Raw genomic sequence first — 19,872 nt, 5'->3', positions numbered from 1 at the left:
CACTCACGCTCTCAATTGGATTTGCATTGGGATAGATAAGAAGCGATATCATCCTTACTTACGTGTCGAGCATGTCCCACTCATCACCCAAGACCCATCGCAGGGCAGAGAGCTTCCCATTGAGCATCCCCCATTCAAAGTCGCTCCAAGGCCCAGTATCTTCATATTTATCCCTGACCCGTTGAGCTGCAATTTCTGCTTGGCCGAGGATATCTTCGTGAATCACATCATTGCCGTAGCGTTTTGTGCCAGCGGGGACGACCTCTATGTCACCATTATCTAGGTGATACATCATGTTCATATGGCGGTTGTACCAAACTTTATCGAACAACTCGTCCATCGCAGACATGATTTCCTGAAGCCCACGAGTTTCGTCCTCCCAAGCAAAGCTATTCTCATAGTGAAATTCTTCAAGATCGAGCAAATCCTCGATGGCAGAGCTTGTGGCGTTAAAGAATAAAGAGCTGCTGCCGTCAAAAATATCTGCGAAATCGTCGTGTGGCTGCCTGTGGTCTTTGCCGGAAAAATCCGTGACATTATGAGTGACAAATCTAAAGGTTTCGTACTCACTTGCGTGTGACACCCGAAACTCTTGGAAAGTCTCTGCTAACACTGCGTCAGCAACACTATTCTTCTGCTTATGGAACGGTGCCTTCTTAGCGATAGCCCGCTCTGCTGCTCTGATTTTTGCGACATCAGAGATTACAACTTCGTGGGCCATGTCAAAAAGTTTGGTAACACGATTTACTGTGTTTTGATTTACTTCGGAAAGAATAGGCAGCCTGTGATTAACATCATCCAAGGTTTTGAGCGCAGTCTCTTTACCTTCACCGCCAAACGACTCAACCACCCCTTTAATTACTCGAAATTCACTGGCGAGCCGTTTTCGCGTAGCCTCAATCACCCTATCTTTATTTCGTTCGTACTCGGCACGTATCAGATCGGGCAGTAGTATTTTGATACTCCCATCCTGCACCAGATGTTCTATGGCAGTAAGCATCGGCAATTCAGCTTTTTGAGACGAAATATCAAGCCAAACACATGTATCGAGCATTATTAGATGCATTAAAGCTCCTACTAATTATTCTTTCCAAGATTCAACCCATACACTTTATGGGATAATGCCTCGTCAGCATAGAACAGTGCCAATAAACGCAGGACAACCTACTTTCTGACGAGTCATTGAACGATGTTTTCAGCTATATCAGTCCATTAGAGCGGTCCTTCGGTTGCATCTGCCTACGCTGTGGGGCCACGCCTGGCATATCGCTCGCCTCTCCCTTTTTGGTGTCCTTCGGAGCGTATACCTCGGTCTGAAAGGCCCTCTCCATTTCCTTATGCTCGGCCGTCTCGCGGCGCATACGCTCCATCGCCGGATCGGTGAACGTGACCTTAAGGCCGTGCATACCGGCGAGCTGGGCGACTTCAAGCCGGAACTCGTCTGTGCCTTCCACGATGAGGGCTTGGCCCTCGAACCGCTTGGACGCCAGTTCGAGCGCAACCAGTGCCGCGCCGGTCGTGGCTTTCTGCGCCTGAACGTGCGTCTTCCGGTCGATCACCATGCCGCCGTCGATGGTGCTGTACGCCATCGTCCCGTCTTTCCGGGCCTTGGGCTTGAGCTTGTCGAGAACAACAGCCTTGGCCTTGTCGGCCCGGTCGGCGGTCAGTAGCTCCCCGTTCCAGCGGCGTGTCCGTTCCTCGCGGTCGCGCAGCACGGCCAGCGCCTCGGCGTTGCCGCGCTCGGCCTGCTGCGTCAGCCAGTCGGCCCAAGTCGGCATCGTCGTCTGTTTGAACAGCGCCTGACGGCGAGCGTCTGCGCTCTGCCGGTTCTTTTGGCGCGAGGCGTCGGCCTGCTGTTTGATAGTGCCGTACATCAGGCGTTTGGTCGGCCCCTTGCCCGCGACCTTCAAAAGCATTCGCTCTGTCTGGCTCCACTGCTTAACCTGCGCATTGAAAGCCGCACTATCGTGCTTGATCTGGTCGAGGCCCTGACGGCGGGCCAGAATGGCCGCCTGTCGCTCGCGCTGGTACTGGTTGAACAGGCCCGCTGTCGTCGGGTTATCCGGCCGCCGGGGTCGTGGCTCGTACCGCTTGCGGTTCGCCTTCGCCTCGGCCTGCCGTTCGGAAGGCTGGAACGGGCCAAGACGGTCAGTTAGGGCCTTCATGGAAAGGTCGCGGCCGACGTTGCTGGCCTTCGCCCAAATGCCTGAATCTGGCTCGCCGATGACAAGGCCAGCGCCGCGCTGGCGAACCTCTAGGCCGTGTTCGGCCGCTGCGTCGTGCAGCTCCTGCCAGCTCGTCGCCTGTCGCATCGCCGGGGCCAGCTCGCGGGCCGCGTACCCGGTCAGCGTCTCGATGCCGGACTGCGCCTCCACGCTGGCCACCTTCGCGCCGATGCGGACTGGCTCCGCTTTATCTGCTGACTGTCTCTGTAGACGGGTATCGGACAGCTTGCGCAACCCGTTCAGGGTTTTGGCTTCAGGAGGCTTCGATATGCTGAGGTCGTAAGCGTTTCTAAGGTGTTCCCGGAATAGGCTGTCGCGCTGCTCTGGGGCTTTCGCTGGCAACAGCTCAATGTCGCGGTTCTGATGCCGCTGCTTTGCCTCCAGACCATGAAACGTTCTTTGCAAGCCATGCTCTACCTCAAGACGCTCACAGGCCTCCATCAGGCGGAACTGATCGTAATAGGGTTCAATGTTCTGTAACCCGGTCGGGTGAACCTTGTTGATGGCCACATGCACATGCAGGTTATCGGTGTCGATATGAACCGCTGATACACGCTGGTGCTCATCGAGGCCGATGGCAGCGCATAGTTCGTCTTCGATGGCGTGCAGCGTCTCAAGGTCTGGCTGCTCGCCGGGCGGGAAGGAATAGACAAAGTGGTAGGTCTTTTCCGCCTTCGACCTGGTGTTAGCCGCTTGCGTGGCTTGGATCAAGATTGCGGCATCTGCCGGATCATCCGTACCGCAGTTGGTAACGCGGTAGCTGGCGACCTTCTCGCCCTCGGTCGTGCCATTGGCGGAATCCAGAATGTAATCGGCCGTGCGCTCCCAGCTCGTCGGGTCAATGCCGCCCTTGGCCGCCACCATATACTTGATTAACCGGGCTGGGCTTGAGGCCTTGCGTTCACGGTTGATGCGATGTGCGATCATTTGGAAATCCTCCCCATGAGCGCCCGCATGTCCTCTTGGATTGCGCGGAAATCCATCATCATCGCTTCTACGTCAATCGGTCGCGCGCCCTGACCGCGTTTCTCAGCGAGCCACAATTTCAGCAATCCGGCCACCCGGCCTAGGTCGCCATTCACCTTTGCCAACTGGCGGACAGCTTCCAAATCGGCCCGTGAACCTATAGGCAGATTCAGCCCAACAGCGCGAAGGAAAGCGGCATTCGACAATCCCGCCTGATCGGCCCTTTTGGCTAACTCTTTTTTCTCATCAATGCTGACCCAAACCTCAATTCGCTCCCGCCGTGGACGTGTCCCACGCGAATGCGGCTTGATAGCCTCAATCGCATTTTCACCGGCCATAAGCCTTTCCTCTTTGGTGTAAATATCGCGGAGCGACTGACAGCCTCGCAGAGCAAGATGCCGTCGAACCGCAGGTGAGTAAGGGGCGGTGTTGGACTGGTGCGGGCTTGCCCGTACCGGTACAACACACATCTTGCCGTACTGCTCAGTGCAATCTTAGGCAATTTAATACTAATTGCCAGATTTACTGATGACAGTCGCGTTGATTTTCCTTGAATTGCCTTCAGTTTACTAAAGTTGCCTAAAGTTGCCTTGTGACCGAAAAGAATTTCCCAAAATTGCCCTATTTTTCTCTGGCAGATACACTATTCGGAACAGAAGCGAGATAACGGAGAACGGAGATGAGCGACCATCAAAATCAAGATGCAAAACGTCACGCTCCGCGTCGTGGTCGTGCATCGTTCGTAGCAGTTCTTGAGGATGTACGAAGGGAGCACGAACGTGGCGTGCCATTGACTTGGATTTTTGAGACGTTCGAGGATCGGCTCGATATTGGATACACCCAGTTCACGAAATACGTCACACGGTACATCAAGCAGAGCCAGCCAGTTGTGGCGTCTTATAGGCCTCGCAAAAGCTGATGTTCCCGATATGGTTAAACCTGTAGTCGGTCGCTAGAATGCAATTACATTCAACGGCGTAAAGCCAAAATGGCACCAAAGAGGAGTAGATAAATTGGCCAGAAAGACACTTTCAGAGCGGCGAGCTGATGCGCTTTCGGAGCTTGAAACGGCAAAAGCAAGGCTGGCAAAACTTGACAATGAGGCAGCCGAAAGAATCGGAAGAATTGCAATAAAGTCAGGATTGGTTAATCTTGAGCTTACGGACGATCAAGTCCGGGAGGAATTCGACAAAATCGTGGAAAGGATCAGCAAGGGGAATTGATCATGAAGACAGCTCACCGCATCAGCGCATTGGCCAATCAACTCAACGAACTGCAAGCCTGCCTCGGTCGAGCCAGTGGGCGGCCTAGCAAGAGCGTTATGGAAGCCCAGCGCATTGCGGCCGAGCTGGCTTCTTTACTCGAAGAGTGGCACCTTGAAACGTTGCACATCCCTGAAACAGAGCGTGACCTCTATCGAGTACAGAATCCCTATTACGCGGCCCACTGACGCCGCGCACCGCCTAATCAAAAGCTCACTTCGGTGGGCTTTTTTATCCGCAAAACGTATCAAAACGAACAGCAAAACCCGTTACGCTCGTCATGAAAAACGCGATCAAAATCATAGTGTTGAGAAACAATCTCGTGAAGATTGACGGACAGTTTACGGACATAAGCCATTGAATTCTATGCGGATACAAGATTATCCGCATATTTAAAACCGCTCCATATCGGTCAATAATCAAACCTCGGACGATGACAAAATGAGGTATTCGGTATGGAAATGGAATCGCAAAAAACGTCGGCTTATGCCGCCCGCAAATTCGGTCGAGGCGTGGCGCTCGCTCTGGCAATGGCAAGCGCAGGCCTCGGTGTAAGTCTCTACATGGCACCGGCTCCGGCCTATGCCATCTATTGCTCGAACTGCTCGACGTTCTATCAGCAGATGTACGAGTACGCCGAAGCGGTGAATACGCAACTGAACACCGCGCAGCAGTTGCAGACGCAGATCCAGCAGTACGACAACATGATTAAGCAGGGCATGTCACTGCCCAGCCGCATGTTCAACACCATCACTGGCGACCTTCAGCGCGTGGCCAGCGTCTACAACTCGGCGCAGTCGCTCGGCCGCAACATCAGCAATCTGGACGAACAGTTTCGCCAGCAGTTCAAGGGCTATGACAGCTATCTGAACTCGATTGGCCAAGGGCAAAACAACATGCCGCAGCGTTATCGGGACTGGGCACAATCCGGCTTCGATAACGCCCGCACGGCCATGCAGGCCGCTGGGGTAAATACCAGCACATTCGAGGATGAGAACGCGATGCTGGATCAGTTGGTGAGCCGTTCGCAGTCGGCCGTTGGCCGTCAGCAGGCCATTCAAGCCGGGAACGAGATTGCGGCGCAGAACGTGCAGCAGCTCCAGAAACTGCGCGATCTGGTGGCCACGCAAATCACCCTGCAAGGCAACTACATGGCCAAGCAAACCGAGCAGGAGGCCGTGAAGAACGCCGCTGATGAACATTTCTGGGGCGGCCAAAGCACACGCGGCGGCGCTAAAGGGTACTGATTATGACGATTTCTAAGATCTTCCTTTTGATGCTGTGCCTCGGTTCCGCTCTTGGTGGGGCCGTTTTGACTGGTGTGATTGTCTACGCGGGCAATGATTGCGCGGTAACGACACCCCAGACCCCGAAAGAGGCAGACGCAAAATTCTGGAGCGGCCAAAGCACACGCGGCGGCGCTAAGGGGTACTGATTATGCAGCGTTCACTAATGCTGAATTGCATCATTATCGGCCTGCTTCTGACAGCCGGAAGCGCCTCGGCCGCCGGTGTCGATTTGGGGCAGAGCGACACTTCAATGCAAAGCCTCTTGGATATGATTCTGGAGAAATCCAGCGAGTGGGGGCCAAAGTTACAAGGGTATGCCCGAAATTTGTTGTTCCTGCTCGCTGGGATTCAGTTCGTTTGGACGTTCGGCAACTTGCTTTGGCAAAGTGCGGAAGTAGGAGAAATGTTCCGCGAGCTGATCAAGTTCGTCATGACGATAGGCTTTTTCCTCGCCTTGCTGACGTACTCCACGGAGTGGAGCACGGCTATCGTGAACAGCTTCCGTGAAGCAGGGGCACATGCTTCGGGGTTTGCCAAAGAACTGATGCCCGGCGATATGTTCGCCACTGCTGTGGAACTATCAGAGAAAGTGCTATCCAGCATTTCTCTTTTCTCTCCCGAAACTGCGATTGTCATTGCTATTTCGGGCATCATCATTCTGCTGTGTTTCGCGTTCATCGCCGCATTTATGTTCGTGACGCTTGTCGAGTCTTACGTGCTGATTAATGCGGCCGTGCTGTTCGTCGGCTTTGGCGGTTCGTCGTGGACGCGGGATTTCGCAATTGCTCCACTTCGCTATGCCGTGGCCGTTGGTGCCAAGCTGTTCATTCTGACGTTGATTGTCGGTCTGATCGTGACGGTATCAAAGGAATGGTTCGCTCACTACCAAGGTGATATTGGATCAACGCTAACCTTACTGGGTCTGTCATTGGTGTGCGCCTACCTGTCTCGCTCTATCCCGGAGCTGATTGCGGGCATGATCACCGGCTCATCGATGGGCGGCGGTGCGGCGATCGGTGGTATGGCAATGGCTGCTACGGCCGCCGTCGGCGGCTTGGCAGTGGGTTCCATGATGTCAGGCGGCGCAAATGCAGCCGGTGGCGCTGCGGGTGCGTTAGGCGGCGGTTCTGGTGGTGGCGCTGGAAGTGGATTGGCCGAAAGCATCAATGCGAGTATGGCCGGTGGCCAGCAGAACCCCGCACCGTCTGCCATGCCGTCCATGAACAGTACGGCAACCACAGGAACGGCAACGGGCGGTAGCACAGCCGCTCAGTCGGCCGGTTCTCGCGTCGGTGGCTCGCAGGCGGGCAAATCGCTGTCAGGTAGCGGCATCAACAGCCCGATCGACACTCCGCGCAGCAGTGGTCTCAGTGGGCCGCAGCAGGCGGCGCAAACACTGAAAAAAGCGGCCTCAGGCGCTAACAACTTGGCTAGTGCGGCCACCCGCGGCCTCGGGACGCTCGCCGCTATCTCTGTGCCGGGCATGGAAGGTGCGGCGAGTATGGGCGGCGGCACCCCGCCGCAAATACCTGACGGCGATGAGGGTGACGAAAAACGCCCACCTAACAGCGGTGTATCCGCAGATGTTGCGGAAGAAACCAACGTTATTCGTCCAGCACAAGAACCGTCCGCCGCCCCGGCACAGCCGACCGGCGCGGAGAAATCCAACAACCCGAAACAGGAAGGTGAGGCATGAACCCCTATAGCAAACCAATTCCCGGCACCCTTGCTCGCATGAAGGTGCCCGGCATGTCAGCGGAAGCAACGGCCAAGGCTGACGCGCTGGCAGCGGCAGGAAACCGCAAGAACGATGAAACACAATCAACTGCTGCCAAGGCGGCCAATGCACCGGAGACCGATCAATGATTGAATATCTGATTTTCTGTGTGGTGGCCTTCGCTGTCGCCTTCGGCATGTACTTCCTGCGCGAATACCTGCGCTCACGGGGCTATGGGCCGCAACTCGATGCGTTTGCGCGGTGGCTGGAACCACGAGAACAACGCATGAATCGTTATCGCCTTAAGGCTGCTAATGGCTTGTTTGGGGCAGCGCAGTCCATCAACCGCCTGCCGCTGTTCGGAAGCAAACATCAGGTGGTGCTGATAGAGCAACTGCGCATGGCCATCATGTCGGAACAAGCACTAAGGGAGCGCCAGCAGCGCCGCAAATGATCCCGCCCGCCCTGCCAAGTGCAGGGCTTTTTTATGGGCACCAAAAGGCAAGCAGCCCGGCCTGCGGGCCGTCGCCTGCGCCTGCTGGGGCTGTAGTGCGCTCTGAGCGGTTTTCAGACCTCACAGCTACACTATTCTCCCCTCCCCCTGAAATCGCCTCTCTGCGAGTCCTGCGAAGCCTGACAGCGGTTTTGCAGCGTGGCGACCGTCCTCTGCTGACATGGCCTTGATGTATGGGCCTGCATGGCCTGTCTCGCAGCTCCGTCTATTACACACCGCCAAAACATCCCGTGTCGCGCTCTACTGGATTTTTCGGTCTTGGCACCACCCTCCCATAGGCAGCGGTAAAAAAACTCGTGTTTGGGTCATACAGGGCCAATTTGCGACGTGTTTACAGCTCATTAGCCGATCTTGGCGTTGCCCTGCCCTTTTTTGGTGCCTGATCGTTCTTTGCCCTTTTTGGGTCTGACCAGGTGCAAATGGGGCGGTGGGTAATCCACGGAGCTAACCACGTCGGCGACGGCAAGCCGTCACCTCAAGCTAAACTTGTGAGCATAGCGAACGCATTTCATGCGGGCGGGGAACCCCGCAGGGGTGCCCGTGTCTGGACCGTGAAACCGAATTTTCGGTTCGAGTTATCCACAGGCAAACGGGTTTTAAACAGTTTTATATATGGTTTTAAAAGAAGTTTTAGGAAAAAATAAAGCCATTTTTCAATTTAAAAACATAGACTTACAAAACAACCCGGTACCTAATAGACGGTGATTGGTACCTAATAGACGGTCAGAAGGTACCTAATAGACGGTGATCGGTACCTATTAGACGGCGTATCCACAGGATGGCGAACTGATTCACTCCTTGTCCGGCAATCAAACGGCAAAAGGCCCGCAAATGGGGCCTTTTGTGATCTCGGTCACCGTCTATTAGGTACCGCCTGACGGCAGATCGGGGCGGAGCGTCATGATGAGCTGCGGTCCACTTTGGCCAATTTCCTCTCGCAAGTGGTACTCAGGCAGGTCGTTGGCTTCGATGATGCGCCGCAGGTTTTGCGAGAATTTCTTGAGAGTCCCTCCGCTGCCGCTGCGCTCGTAAATGGTCTTGAACGCCCATTTGGCCGTGTTCTTGCCCGCAGCACGACGTGCAAGCCGGTACAGGAAGCGACCGATTCCCGGCTCGATCAGGAAGTAATCCGGGTGGACAGTCAGCACGTCCGGCTGCTTCCCCTCTACCACTTCCCGATAAATCCACTCCGGAGCCTCGATTTCGACGGTTGCTATCTTCTTGGTGTCCGTGCGCGACAGAACACGATAACGCGCAATAAGGCCCTCTGCTTCGGTAGTGCGAAATTTGCCGTGCTCACGCACGGTCTTGATGGTCGTACCTCGCAGCCGGTCTAACGCATGCTCCACCTCTTCAACCTGACGACTTCCGTCACCGCGCCGGGTGAATTTGAGAATGTCACTGACATGCGGTCGGAACACTCTCCCCGGCTTGTCGCCCTTTCCTTCTCGATAGCGGTTCATAGCTTCGTTTAAGTGAGAAACCATCATTAGAACAATATCGTAGTCCCACACTGAGGCCATCCCGTGCGCCCCTGCGGAAACCTCTACATATCCATCCTTCAGGTCGTAGCGGATCAGTTCTCCGGCTCGCTTGTCCTTCTTGGACAAACGGAACACGGCCACATCCATGACGCTGCGATTGTCGCGGCCGCCCACGTCATAAAGGCTGGGCACAAAAAAATCTGTCTGGGCGTCGCCTTGTGGAGGCTCGCGGACAAGTGACAACGCTTTGTCCCGCTCTTTTGCCCTTTCCATCTGTTCATGCACGGTCGAGACGTTAGACGGTCTACCGCGTTCAGCAGCAGTTCGGTCACTGTTCCGCTTCCTGATATTTTCAAGGCGTTCCAGTAGCCCGCCAGAATCGCCTATTACCGCGCCTATGGGCTTAAGACCGCTGTTTCGGCTACTCATGCGCGGCCCAACCAGAGCCGTATTAAGTCCAGAACAAGCGGTCTATTCGTAAATGTCGCCTGCAAGTTGGCCGCCACAATTCAGTTCCCCGGCCGATGGGCTTTGCCGCCTCTGCGCGATTCAATCCACGCCTCGACCTCGGCCAAATCCCACGCAACCTTGTAGTTGGTAAGCGCCATGCGGCGAGGGAATTGGCCTTCTTTTTCAAGTCTGTCGATCGCCCGCTCTGCCAGCGGAATCATTGCCAGCAATGCTTTCTTGTCGATTAGCGTTGTGTTTTTTGGGTGCATACCTTGGCCTCTTCAGTCACTTCAACCTGTGCCTGAATATGCGTGGATATACGGTTTGCTTCGAGGGAATGATTGGCTATAATGGTTGACATGAAAAAAAGTTCAACCATTACCGTCTGGGAAGGATGTGATCCAACCATTGCAGACGCCATCAAGCAATTTGAGAATCGCTGGGAGTCCTACTCCGAGTCAGCCAAGCGTTACCCCATCGGGCGGCTGATTGAAGAACTCATTGACCCCGCCGTAGCCGCATATTCGGCAATGCTTCCCTCGCGCTATCTTGGGCACATACCCGGAGCCGGAACAGGCGTCCGCTTTAGCGAGATCATGCAATTGGTGGGGACCGATGCGATGGTTCGGTTACAGCGCCAGTTGATACGAGCGTTTGTTCTGACGGAGGACAAACAGACCGAAAGAGACCAACAATTTATCGCAACGCTCGAAACGATGATGGAGTTGGTATGGGCAAGTAAGCGCAAACAACCAAAAAAAAGAGACGTGCGCGGACTGAATAGTCAACGCGTACAGGGATTCTGCCGATTTTGCGGCGAGCTTGCGGAGCTGGCTTCATTCGCGGGTGGGAACGGGCAGCGCGGTCCAGATGATCAACTGCGACTGAGCAACCTGTACTGTGCTGCCCATCGACCCAAATTGCCGGATGGCGCGTGGAACCCCGCATACAGTCAAGCGAAACGATCCGTGGCGCAGTTCGATCTCGAACTAAGCAGGCTTAGCCTTCAATCCGCGAATCTCCGAACGCCTTTGGCAACTTCCGGCGACCCACTCATAGACAGCTACGTCTATCACTATGTCCGCAAATACGGCCTTCAACCAGCTGACGAACCAGAATTGCGCCATCACGCAAGGCGGATGGCGGACATGAAATTCACAGATCAGAAAAAGAGAATCGTGCTGCTTCAGCGGTATGGCGTGAGTCAGTCCGAGATTTCTAGGATGCTGCGGATCAGTCGCCAAGCCGTATCCAAGGCTCTTACCTCGACCCCCGCGCCGTTCCGCGAACTTCCGACATTAAGCGGCTTTCCATCCTATCTCTTTCGTCAACTAGAATGACCAATTATCATCTTACCAAAATCACTCTGTTATCCTGCGCTTCCTGAGCGTCCATTCGTCAATCATGTCCGCCCAATCCTGTAGCATTGCCCGGCGCTGATCGCGGTACTCGGCCTTGTTGTAGACGGCACGAACGCCCTTCTGTTCGTGCGCAAGGCACTTCTCGATCCAGTCAGTGTTATAGCCTGCCTCATGCAGCAGCGTGCTGGCTGTACGCCGCAAGTCGTGCGGTCCGAACTTTCCAAGCGACTGCCCTTCCTTCTGAGCCAGACGATAGGTCAACGTCAGCACCTGATTGAGCGTGGCGCTGCTCATCGGCAAGTCCGAGTCATAGCGCGACGGCAGCACGTACTCCGAGCCGCCCGCGAAGATTTTCAGAGCTATGAAAATGTCGAGCGCCTGCCTAGAAAGAAACACCAAATGGGGATTGCGGCGTTTCATCCGCTCCTTGGGGATTGTCCAGAGCGCTTCGGTGAAATTGATTTCGCTCCACGTTGCGTTGGTCAGTTCGCTTTTGCGTACCATCGTAAGCAACAGCAACTTGGCGGCTGCGCGGATCGAAGGTGTGGTGCCAATGCGCTCCATGTACTGGTACATCAAGCCGATTTCATCGGGCGTCAGTGCTCGATCTCGCGGCTCAAACTTTGCAATAGTCGACGGGCGCACCAAATCGGCCGGGTTCTCAACCTTCTGGCCGCGTTCTATAGCCCAACGGAAGACCTGCATCACAATTTCGCGGCAAAGCACGGCCGTTGCCGGTGCCCCGCGCTCCACAATCGCATCTGTGAGCGCCCGTAAATCCTCATGGGTGATTTCTGTCAGCTTCTGGTTACCGAACTTCGGCTTAAGCTCGCGCTCGAAGGTAGCTCGACGCATATCGCGGGTAACATCAGCCATTTGATAGCCGCGCAGCCACTTTTCGCCCCAAGCACCAAAGTTTTCAGCGTCCTTAACGCGGGCTTTGTCCCGCGCCTTCTCTTTGGCTGGAGATTTCCCTGCGGCGATCATCTTCTTGGCTTCGCCCAGCCGTTCGCGGGCTTCCGCTAGCGTAATCCCTCCGATACCGTAGCGGCCGAAGGTGATTGTCTCCTGCCTGCCGTGGATCGAGTAGTTGTAGCGGAATGAAATCGAACCCGCTGGCGTGATGGCCACGTAGAGGCCGTCACGGTCATTCACTTTGTAGAGCTTGTCCTTTGGCTTGAGGTTGCGCAGCTTGGTATCAGTCAGCATGGTCGGGTTGGGTCTCCACTCAAAAATACCATGCTCAAAAATCCTCGCATTTTCCCTATATATTTCATATAAATCAATGCGTTACACACCTTCAATACCATGAACAGCTCGTCAGGAGCACCATGGTATTGAATGCCGAACATGGCATCAGGTTCAAATCATACCATCTACCATACCGTAGAAATACGGTGCTTGGCTACGCGAGAATGGTGCGAGGATATGCGACACCAAAAAGCAAAAAAGCCCGCAATTACGCGGGCTTAAGAGCGATTTAATACGAAGATGCGCGAGGATGCGCGAGGCCTATGATCATTCCCACTCGATGGTCGCCGGTGGCTTGCCGCTGATGTCGTACACCACGCGAGAAATACCGTCGACTTCGTTGATGATGCGGTTGGAAACGCGGCCGAGGAACTCGTACGGCAGGTGTGCCCAATGCGCGGTCATAAAGTCGATGGTTTCTACCGCACGCAGCGACACTACCCAGTCATACTTGCGGCCGTCGCCCATCACGCCAACGGAACGCACCGGCAGGAACACGGTGAACGCCTGGCTGACCTTGTTGTACAGATCGGCTTTGTGCAGCTCTTCGATAAAGATCGCGTCGGCACGGCGCAGCAGGTCGCAGTACTCTTTCTTCACTTCGCCCAGCACGCGCACGCCCAGGCCCGGCCCCGGGAACGGGTGACGGTACAGCATGTCGTACGGCAGACCCAGCTCCAGACCGATCTTGCGTACTTCGTCCTTGAACAGTTCTTTCAGCGGCTCGACCAGGCCCAGCTTCATCTCTTTTGGCAGGCCACCCACGTTGTGGTGCGATTTGATCACGTGCGCCTTGCCGGTGGCCGAGGCGGCGGATTCGATCACATCCGGGTAGATGGTGCCTTGCGCCAGCCACTTCACTTCGCTCTGCTTGCAGGCTTCTTCGTCGAATACTTCGACGAATACCCGGCCAATGATCTTGCGCTTGGCTTCCGGCTCATCCACGCCGGCCAGCGCGCTCAGGAAGCGCTCTTCGGCAGGCACATGCACGATGTTCAGACCGAAATGATCGCCGAACATTTCCAGCACCTGATCGGCTTCGTTCAGGCGCAGCAGGCCGTTATCAACGAACACGCAGGTCAGGCGCTTGCCAATGGCGCGGTGCAGCAGCATCGCGGTCACCGAGGAGTCTACACCGCCGGACAGGCCGAGGATCACGTGGTCTTCGCCCACCTGCTCACGGATACGCGCTACCGCGTCTTCGATGATGGTGGCCGGCGTCCACAGCGCTTCACAACCACAGATGTCCAGCACGAAGCGCTCCAGCATCCGCTGGCCCTGGCGGGTGTGCGTCACTTCCGGGTGGAACTGCACGCCGTAAAAACGTTTTTCTTCGTTGGCCATAATGGCGAACGGACAGGTATCGGTGCTGGCAACGGTAACAAAGTCGGCCGGAATGGCAGTCACTTTGTCGCCATGGCTCATCCATACATCCAGCAGCGGCTTGCCGCTGGCGCTAACGGCATCTTCGATATCACGGATCAGGGCGCTCTGGGTGGTCACTTCCACCTGCGCATAGCCGAACTCGCGCTCGCTGGAGCCTTGCACGTGGCCGCCCAGCTGCATCGCCATGGTTTGCATGCCGTAGCACACGCCCAGCACCGGTACACCGGCGGTGAACACGTATTCTGGCGCGCGCGGGCTGTTCAGCTCGGTGGTGCTTTCCGGACCACCGGACAGAATGATGCCGCTTGGATTGAATTCGCGGATCTGCTCTTCCGTCACGTCCCAGGCCCACAGCTCACAGTAAACGCCGATTTCACGTACGCGGCGAGCCACCAATTGGGTGTACTGCGAACCGAAGTCCAGAATAAGAATGCGATGCTTATGGATATTTTGTGTCATGTGAGGCGAATTCCAGCAACAGAGAAAAAGGAGAAAATCTAAATCGTCAGGGCGATAGCCATCGGCGAGGCCCGGCGTGATGCCGGGCCAGCCTGTGGAATCAACCCATACGGTAGTTCGGTGACTCTTTGGTAATGGTCACGTCATGCACATGGCTTTCCTGAATACCGGCACCGCTGATGCGCACGAATTCCGCTTTGGTACGCAGTTCGTCGATGGTGGCGCAGCCGGTCAACCCCATGCAGGAGCGCAGGCCGCCCATTTGCTGGTGTACGATGGCTTTCAGCATGCCTTTGTAGGCCACGCGGCCTTCGATCCCTTCCGGCACCAGTTTGTCCGCCGCGTTGTCGGTCTGGAAGTAACGGTCCGAAGAGCCTTTGGACATCGCGCCCAGCGAGCCCATACCACGGTAGGACTTGAACGAACGTCCCTGATACAGTTCGATTTCGCCCGGCGATTCTTCGGTACCGGCCAGCATCGACCCCACCATGACGCAGGAAGCACCCGCGGCGATGGCTTTGGCGATATCGCCGGAGAAACGGATACCGCCGTCGGCGATAACCGGAATACCGGTGCCTTCCAGCGCTTCTACCGCGTCAGAAATTGCGGTGATCTGCGGCACGCCCACGCCGGTGACGATACGGGTAGTACAGATGGAGCCAGGGCCAATCCCCACTTTCACCGCGCTGACGCCGGCTTCTACCAGCGCTTTGGCACCGGCTGCGGTCGCCACGTTGCCGCCAACGATCTGCAGATCCGGGTATTTGGCACGGGTTTCACGAATACGCTGTAACACGCCTTCGGAATGGCCATGGGAGGAGTCGATCAGCAGTACGTCAACGCCTGCGGCCACCAGCGCATCAATACGCGCTTCGTTGCCGGCACCGGCGCCAACCGCAGCGCCTACACGCAGGCGGCCGTGTTCGTCTTTACAGGCGTTAGGCTTGCGCTCTGCCTTCTGGAAGTCCTTGACGGTGATCATGCCGAGCAGATGGAAACTGTCGTCCACCACCAGCGCTTTCTCAACGCGTTTTTCGTGCATTTTTTGCAGCACGACTTCTCGCGCTTCGCCTTCCTTGACCGTTACCAGACGGTCTTTCGGCGTCATCACGGCGGTGACTGGCTGGTTGAGGTCGGTTACGAAGCGAACGTCACGGCCGGTAATGATACCGACCAGTTCGTTGTCTTCGGTCACCACCGGATAGCCGGCAAAGCCGTTACGAGCGGTCAGCTCTTTGACTTCTTGCAGCGTGGTGGATGGGGTAACGGTCTGCGGGTCAGTGACTACGCCGCTTTCATGTTTCTTCACGCGGCTGACTTCTTCAGCCTGACGCTCAATGGACATGTTTTTGTGAATGAAGCCGAGGCCGCCTTCCTGCGCCAGCGCGATGGCCAGGCCGGATTCGGTGACGGTATCCATCGCTGCGGACAGCATAGGGATATTCAGGCGGATAGTTTTGGTCAGCTGAGTGCCTAATTCTGCAGTGTTAGGCAGAACCGTGGAGTGGGCTGGAACCAGGAGAACGTCGTCAAACGTCAGAGCTTCTTTAGCGATACGTAGCATGGGCAATATCTCACCAGGGTGGATGCGGAAAAGATAAAATATTGCCGCGGCATTATACAGAGCGTAATCGGTTGCCTCCAGCACTTTCTTACAAAAACTCTTGATTACCTGTTTGAGGCATGTAGTATCGACCAATTAAGTGGTTGTTTTGGAATTTGATCTGGGTCACATGTCACTACCTACCTCTCCGTCCATTTTTACCGTAAGCCGCCTCAATCAGACGGTTCGACAACTGCTGGAAATGGAAATGGGGCATATTTGGCTCTCGGCCGAGATCTCGAACCTCTCCCAACCCTCTTCCGGCCACTGGTATTTTACCTTGAAGGACGATCGCGCCCAGGTTCGCTGTGCGATGTTCCGTAACGCCAATCGCCGCACCACCTTTCGTCCACAAAACGGCCAGCAGGTGCTGGTTCGCGCCAGCATCACGCTGTATGAACCGCGCGGCGATTACCAACTGATTGCCGAAAGCATGCAGCCGGCCGGTGATGGTCTGCTGCAACAGCAGTTCGATCAGCTTAAACAGCGTTTGTCTGCCGAAGGACTGTTCGATCAGCAATTCAAACAGCCGTTGCCGAGCCCGGCTCGCCGGGTTGGGGTGATCACCTCCTCCAGCGGTGCCGCACTGCACGATATTCTGCAGGTACTGCAGCGGCGCGATCCGTCATTGCCGATTGTCATCTACCCGACGCCGGTACAGGGGGCGGAAGCACCGTTGAACATCGTGCGGGCGATAGAAACCGCTAACCGTCGCGACGAATGCGATGTGCTGATCGTCGGCCGCGGCGGCGGTTCACTGGAAGATCTGTGGAGTTTTAACGACGAACGGGTGGCGCGGGCGATTTTCGCCAGCCGCATTCCGATTGTCAGCGCCGTCGGCCATGAAACCGACGTCACCATCGCCGATTTTGTCGCCGACCTGCGCGCGCCGACCCCCTCCGCGGCGGCGGAGCTGGTCAGTCGCAATCAGCTGGAGCTGTTGCGTCAGCTGCAATCACAGCAGCAGCGTCTGGAAATGGCGATGGATTACTATCTGGCGCAGCGTCAGCAGCAGTTCAGCCGTATCAACCACCGTTTGCAGCAACAGCATCCGCATCTGCGTCTGGCGCGGCAGCAAACGCTGTTGCTGAAACTGCAACGCCGGTTGGAAGATGGCATGCAGCATCAGCTGCGGCTGTCTTCGCGCCGCAGCGAACGTGCCCAGCAACGGCTGGCGCAAACGCAGCCGCTGGGCCGCATCCACCGTTATCAGCAGCGGGTACAGCAGCAGGAATACCGCTTGCAGCAGGCGCTGGAACGCCAGCTCAATGCCTATCGTCAGCGTTTTGGCGTTGCCTGCAGCCAGTTGGAAGCGGTCAGCCCACTGGCGACGCTGGCGCGCGGCTACAGCGTGACACAAACCCCGCGCGGCGAGGTGCTGAAAACCACCCAACAAACGCAGGTCGGCGAAATGCTAAAAACCCGTTTGCAGGATGGCTGGGTCGAAAGCGAAGTGAAAACCGTCACCAAAGCGAAAAAGCCACGCAAGAAACGCGCGGCCGACTAGTCTATTTGGGCGCTTGACGCGCCCTCTACCCCTCACCCCAGCTTGAATACCGCCGCCGGCTCGCCGTTGATCCACAGTTGGCGCAGTTCGCTTGCCGGCAACGTCACCGCCAACTGCTGCCATGCCGGCCGGAAACGCCCCTCGGTGCTGATGGCAAGATCGATGCGGCTGGTGGTACAGCGCATCTGCCAACGCAGCCACAGCGCGTTACCCTGCTGCCAGCCATCGCTCACTCCATCGTCTTCAAACAGCAGACCCGAACATTCGCCGTGCATCAGCGGAAACAGCTTCAGTTCACGCCGATCGTCTGCCGCCACGTCGACGTGAGCCAGACGCTGCGATAGCGGAATGGCGCTCCCGGCGCGCGCCAGCAACGGCAGACGCTCCAGCGGCGCGTCCAGCACGATGCTCTGCCCGCCGCCGAACCATTGGCCGCTGTAGAAACAGTACCAGCCTTCGCCGTTGTCCGGCAGATACACCGTGCGTTGCCGCTGCCCCGGCTCCACCACGCTGGCCACCAGCAGATCGCGGCCGATCAGGAAGTCGTCGTTTTCATGCCAGGTGTGTGGATCCTGTTCATGATCGAGGAACGTCGGCCGCAGCATCGGTTCATCATCGACGCTGGCCTGCCATAGCAGGGTGTAAAAATAGGGCATCAGACGATAACGCAGGTTGATGGCGTCGCGGATGGTCGGCGTCACCGCCGGGTACATCCACGGTTCGTTTACCGTGGCATCATCATTCCACGAATGAATGGTAAAACGCGGATGCATTACGCCGTTTTGTACCCAGCGCACAAACAGCTCGGCGTCCGGCTTGTCGCCGGAGAAGCCGCCGACGTCATGACCGACGTTGTACAATCCCGACAGGCTCATGCCCAGTCCCATACGGGTGTTATAACGCAGAGTCTGCCAGTTGGTGCGATTGTCGCCGCTCCAGGTCTGCACGTAGCGCTGCATGCCGGCGCAACCGGAGCGGGAAATCAGGTACGGCCGCATGCCTGGCGCAAATTGCCGCTGGGCTTCCATTGACGCGCGCATCATCAGCAACGGCATCACCGGCCGGATATGCTTGATGGCGATCGGCCGACCAAAACCATGGCAGCGCGCCTCGCCATCCCATACTTCGTACTCGTTGTTGTCGTTCCAGGTCGAATCAATGCCCATTTCCAGCAGTTGCTGCGTCACGCCCTGCTGCCACCAGCGCACCGTCGCCGGGTTGGTGAAATCAAGGTGCGATCCTTCGTCGTCCCAAAAGCTCGAACGTTCCGGCGCATCGCTTTGCGAGTCGCGAATGAACAACCCCTGCTCCGCCACCGCCGCATACTGTGGATGGTCCTGCAACAGGCACGGCTTGATATTGGCCGCCAGCTTCAGTCCGGCGTGGTGAAACGCCTGGCTCAGTTGCTGCGGCTGCGGCACCTTGTCGTAGTTCCAGTTGAAGACATAACGTTTGTTACCAATCGAGGTATAGCCGGAGGAGAGCTGGAACGAATCGCATGCAATATCATGCTGTTGGCACAGCTGAATAAACTGTTGCAGTTGCACTTGCGCATCCGGCGCATCGGTGTAATGCATGGTCGAGCCGCTGTAACCCAGGCTCCATTTAGGTCCGAAAAGCGTCTTGCCGGTCAGCCGCACAAATGCCTTGGTGACGTCCAATACCTGCGGCCCGAGGAACAGGTAATAATCCAGATCGCCCGCTTCGGCCTGATAGCGACGGTAGGCCAGATGGTAGTTATCGATTTCATTGCCCAGATCCAGCCAGCAACTGCTCAGATTGTCGTAAAACAGGCCAAAACTGACCTCTTGCCGCCGGGTAATGGTAAACGGAATGTGCTTATACAGCGGATCGGTACTGGCGGCGTTATAGCCCATGGCATCGAGATTGCGCATTTCGAAACGGCGACCGCTGCGTTCCAGATCGCCGGCCTTTTCACCCAACCCATAATAACGGTCGCCGGCCAAACGCCGCTGATAGTGTGCCACGCCATCACCCTGTGGATTGAGCATATAGGCGCTGGTTGGGCGATCCGCCGCCAACGGCTGCCATTGCCCTGCGGTATCGCAATACTCCCATTCCAGCCACAGCGGTTGGTGCACGGTCACGCGCAGCGAGCCGGTCGACAGCGTCAGCCGATCGTCCCACTGCTGCAACTGATAACCCGGCAGGCTAAACCCCTCCACGCTCTGCCTATCACGCCCCTGCCACGGCACGTCGTTTTCCGGCGCGATGCTCCAGGTACGGTCGAGCGCCAGTTCACCGTTACGCTTCACCAACACTCGGAACAGGCCATTTTCCAGTACGTACAGGCAAAACAGATGGCGTTCATCCACCCGCAGTTCGATGCGGTCAGCGTATTGTCCTACCAGCACCCAGTTTTTTAACGTTTTCATAA

General features: G+C 56.4%; 17 protein-coding genes. 8 read left to right on the top strand and 9 right to left on the bottom strand.

Going from position 1 to position 19,872, the window contains the following annotated elements; genetic code table 11:
* Positions 1-58: 58 nt before the first annotated feature.
* From ACCC84_RS17135 to ACCC84_RS17125, 3 genes are all read right to left on the bottom strand, one after another.
* Positions 59-1,066 (bottom strand): PIN domain-containing protein, encoded by a 1,008-nt coding sequence (locus tag ACCC84_RS17135; protein WP_029392364.1) that lies wholly within the window; start codon positions 1,064-1,066, stop codon positions 59-61.
* 133 nt (positions 1,067-1,199) lie between these two features.
* Positions 1,200-3,152, bottom strand: coding sequence for a TraI/MobA(P) family conjugative relaxase (gene traI / locus ACCC84_RS17130; RefSeq protein WP_371902090.1), 1,953 nt, complete (start codon positions 3,150-3,152; stop codon positions 1,200-1,202).
* Positions 3,149-3,529, bottom strand: a complete 381-nt coding sequence (locus tag ACCC84_RS17125) for a plasmid mobilization protein (protein WP_371902088.1) — start codon at positions 3,527-3,529, stop codon at positions 3,149-3,151. Before ACCC84_RS17125 ends, traI begins: the two co-directional genes overlap by 4 nt.
* Before the next feature lie 675 nt (positions 3,530-4,204).
* Between ACCC84_RS17125 and ACCC84_RS17120 the strand changes: the two genes are divergently transcribed.
* From ACCC84_RS17120 to ACCC84_RS17095, 6 genes are all read left to right on the top strand, one after another.
* Positions 4,205-4,414, top strand: coding sequence for a TraC family protein (locus ACCC84_RS17120; protein WP_016943285.1), 210 nt, complete (start codon positions 4,205-4,207; stop codon positions 4,412-4,414).
* A 2-nt stretch (positions 4,415-4,416) separates the two neighbouring features.
* Complete coding sequence (locus ACCC84_RS17115; RefSeq protein ID WP_000844753.1) at positions 4,417-4,641, top strand: hypothetical protein; 225 nt, start codon at positions 4,417-4,419, stop codon at positions 4,639-4,641.
* 267 nt (positions 4,642-4,908) lie between these two features.
* Positions 4,909-5,700, top strand: coding sequence for a P-type conjugative transfer protein TrbJ (trbJ, locus tag ACCC84_RS17110; protein ID WP_371902087.1), 792 nt, complete (start codon positions 4,909-4,911; stop codon positions 5,698-5,700).
* A gap of 190 nt (positions 5,701-5,890) precedes the next feature.
* Positions 5,891-7,438 (top strand): P-type conjugative transfer protein TrbL, encoded by a 1,548-nt coding sequence (trbL, locus tag ACCC84_RS17105; RefSeq protein ID WP_371902086.1) that lies wholly within the window; start codon positions 5,891-5,893, stop codon positions 7,436-7,438.
* Positions 7,435-7,608, top strand: a complete 174-nt coding sequence (locus ACCC84_RS17100; RefSeq protein ID WP_371902085.1) for a hypothetical protein — start codon at positions 7,435-7,437, stop codon at positions 7,606-7,608. Before trbL ends, ACCC84_RS17100 begins: the two co-directional genes overlap by 4 nt.
* The gene (locus tag ACCC84_RS17095) at positions 7,605-7,913 is read left to right on the top strand and encodes a hypothetical protein (RefSeq protein ID WP_371902084.1); all 309 of its coding nucleotides are present in this window, start codon (positions 7,605-7,607) and stop codon (positions 7,911-7,913) included. Before ACCC84_RS17100 ends, ACCC84_RS17095 begins: the two co-directional genes overlap by 4 nt.
* Before the next feature lie 923 nt (positions 7,914-8,836).
* On the opposite strand, the gene ACCC84_RS17090 is transcribed toward ACCC84_RS17095, so the two are convergent.
* Both ACCC84_RS17090 and ACCC84_RS17085 read right to left on the bottom strand, forming a co-directional pair.
* Positions 8,837-9,742 carry a replication initiator protein A gene (locus ACCC84_RS17090; RefSeq protein WP_443096496.1) on the bottom strand — a complete coding sequence of 302 codons (906 nt, stop codon included), beginning with the start codon at positions 9,740-9,742 and terminating at the stop codon, positions 8,837-8,839.
* Positions 9,743-9,966: 224 nt separating this feature from the next.
* Positions 9,967-10,176, bottom strand: coding sequence for a helix-turn-helix transcriptional regulator (locus tag ACCC84_RS17085; RefSeq protein ID WP_126531671.1), 210 nt, complete (start codon positions 10,174-10,176; stop codon positions 9,967-9,969).
* An 81-nt stretch (positions 10,177-10,257) separates the two neighbouring features.
* Between ACCC84_RS17085 and ACCC84_RS17080 the strand changes: the two genes are divergently transcribed.
* Positions 10,258-11,247 carry a LuxR family transcriptional regulator gene (locus ACCC84_RS17080; RefSeq protein WP_371902083.1) on the top strand — a complete coding sequence of 330 codons (990 nt, stop codon included), beginning with the start codon at positions 10,258-10,260 and terminating at the stop codon, positions 11,245-11,247.
* Positions 11,248-11,268: 21 nt separating this feature from the next.
* Here ACCC84_RS17080 and ACCC84_RS17075 read toward each other — a convergent pair whose 3' ends face one another.
* The 3 genes from ACCC84_RS17075 to guaB form a co-directional block, all read right to left on the bottom strand.
* The gene (locus ACCC84_RS17075) at positions 11,269-12,477 is read right to left on the bottom strand and encodes a tyrosine-type recombinase/integrase (RefSeq protein ID WP_135769545.1); all 1,209 of its coding nucleotides are present in this window, start codon (positions 12,475-12,477) and stop codon (positions 11,269-11,271) included.
* A gap of 309 nt (positions 12,478-12,786) precedes the next feature.
* A complete protein-coding gene (gene guaA / locus ACCC84_RS17070; protein WP_004959712.1) occupies positions 12,787-14,364 on the bottom strand; it encodes a glutamine-hydrolyzing GMP synthase in 1,578 nt (525 codons plus the stop codon).
* A 100-nt stretch (positions 14,365-14,464) separates the two neighbouring features.
* Complete coding sequence (gene guaB / locus ACCC84_RS17065) at positions 14,465-15,928, bottom strand: IMP dehydrogenase (RefSeq protein ID WP_039991841.1); 1,464 nt, start codon at positions 15,926-15,928, stop codon at positions 14,465-14,467.
* Positions 15,929-16,097: 169 nt separating this feature from the next.
* On the opposite strand from guaB, the gene xseA reads away from it, so the two are divergent.
* The gene (xseA, locus tag ACCC84_RS17060; RefSeq protein WP_039992607.1) at positions 16,098-17,474 is read left to right on the top strand and encodes an exodeoxyribonuclease VII large subunit; all 1,377 of its coding nucleotides are present in this window, start codon (positions 16,098-16,100) and stop codon (positions 17,472-17,474) included.
* 32 nt (positions 17,475-17,506) lie between these two features.
* On the opposite strand, the gene ACCC84_RS17055 is transcribed toward xseA, so the two are convergent.
* A complete protein-coding gene (locus ACCC84_RS17055) occupies positions 17,507-19,870 on the bottom strand; it encodes a glycoside hydrolase family 31 protein (RefSeq protein WP_004959704.1) in 2,364 nt (787 codons plus the stop codon).
* Positions 19,871-19,872: the final 2 nt, after the last annotated feature.

Source organism: Serratia odorifera (assembly GCF_041448735.1).
Classification (GTDB): domain Bacteria; phylum Pseudomonadota; class Gammaproteobacteria; order Enterobacterales; family Enterobacteriaceae; genus Serratia_F; species Serratia_F odorifera.
This window is presented reverse-complemented; position numbering and strand designations above follow the sequence as displayed.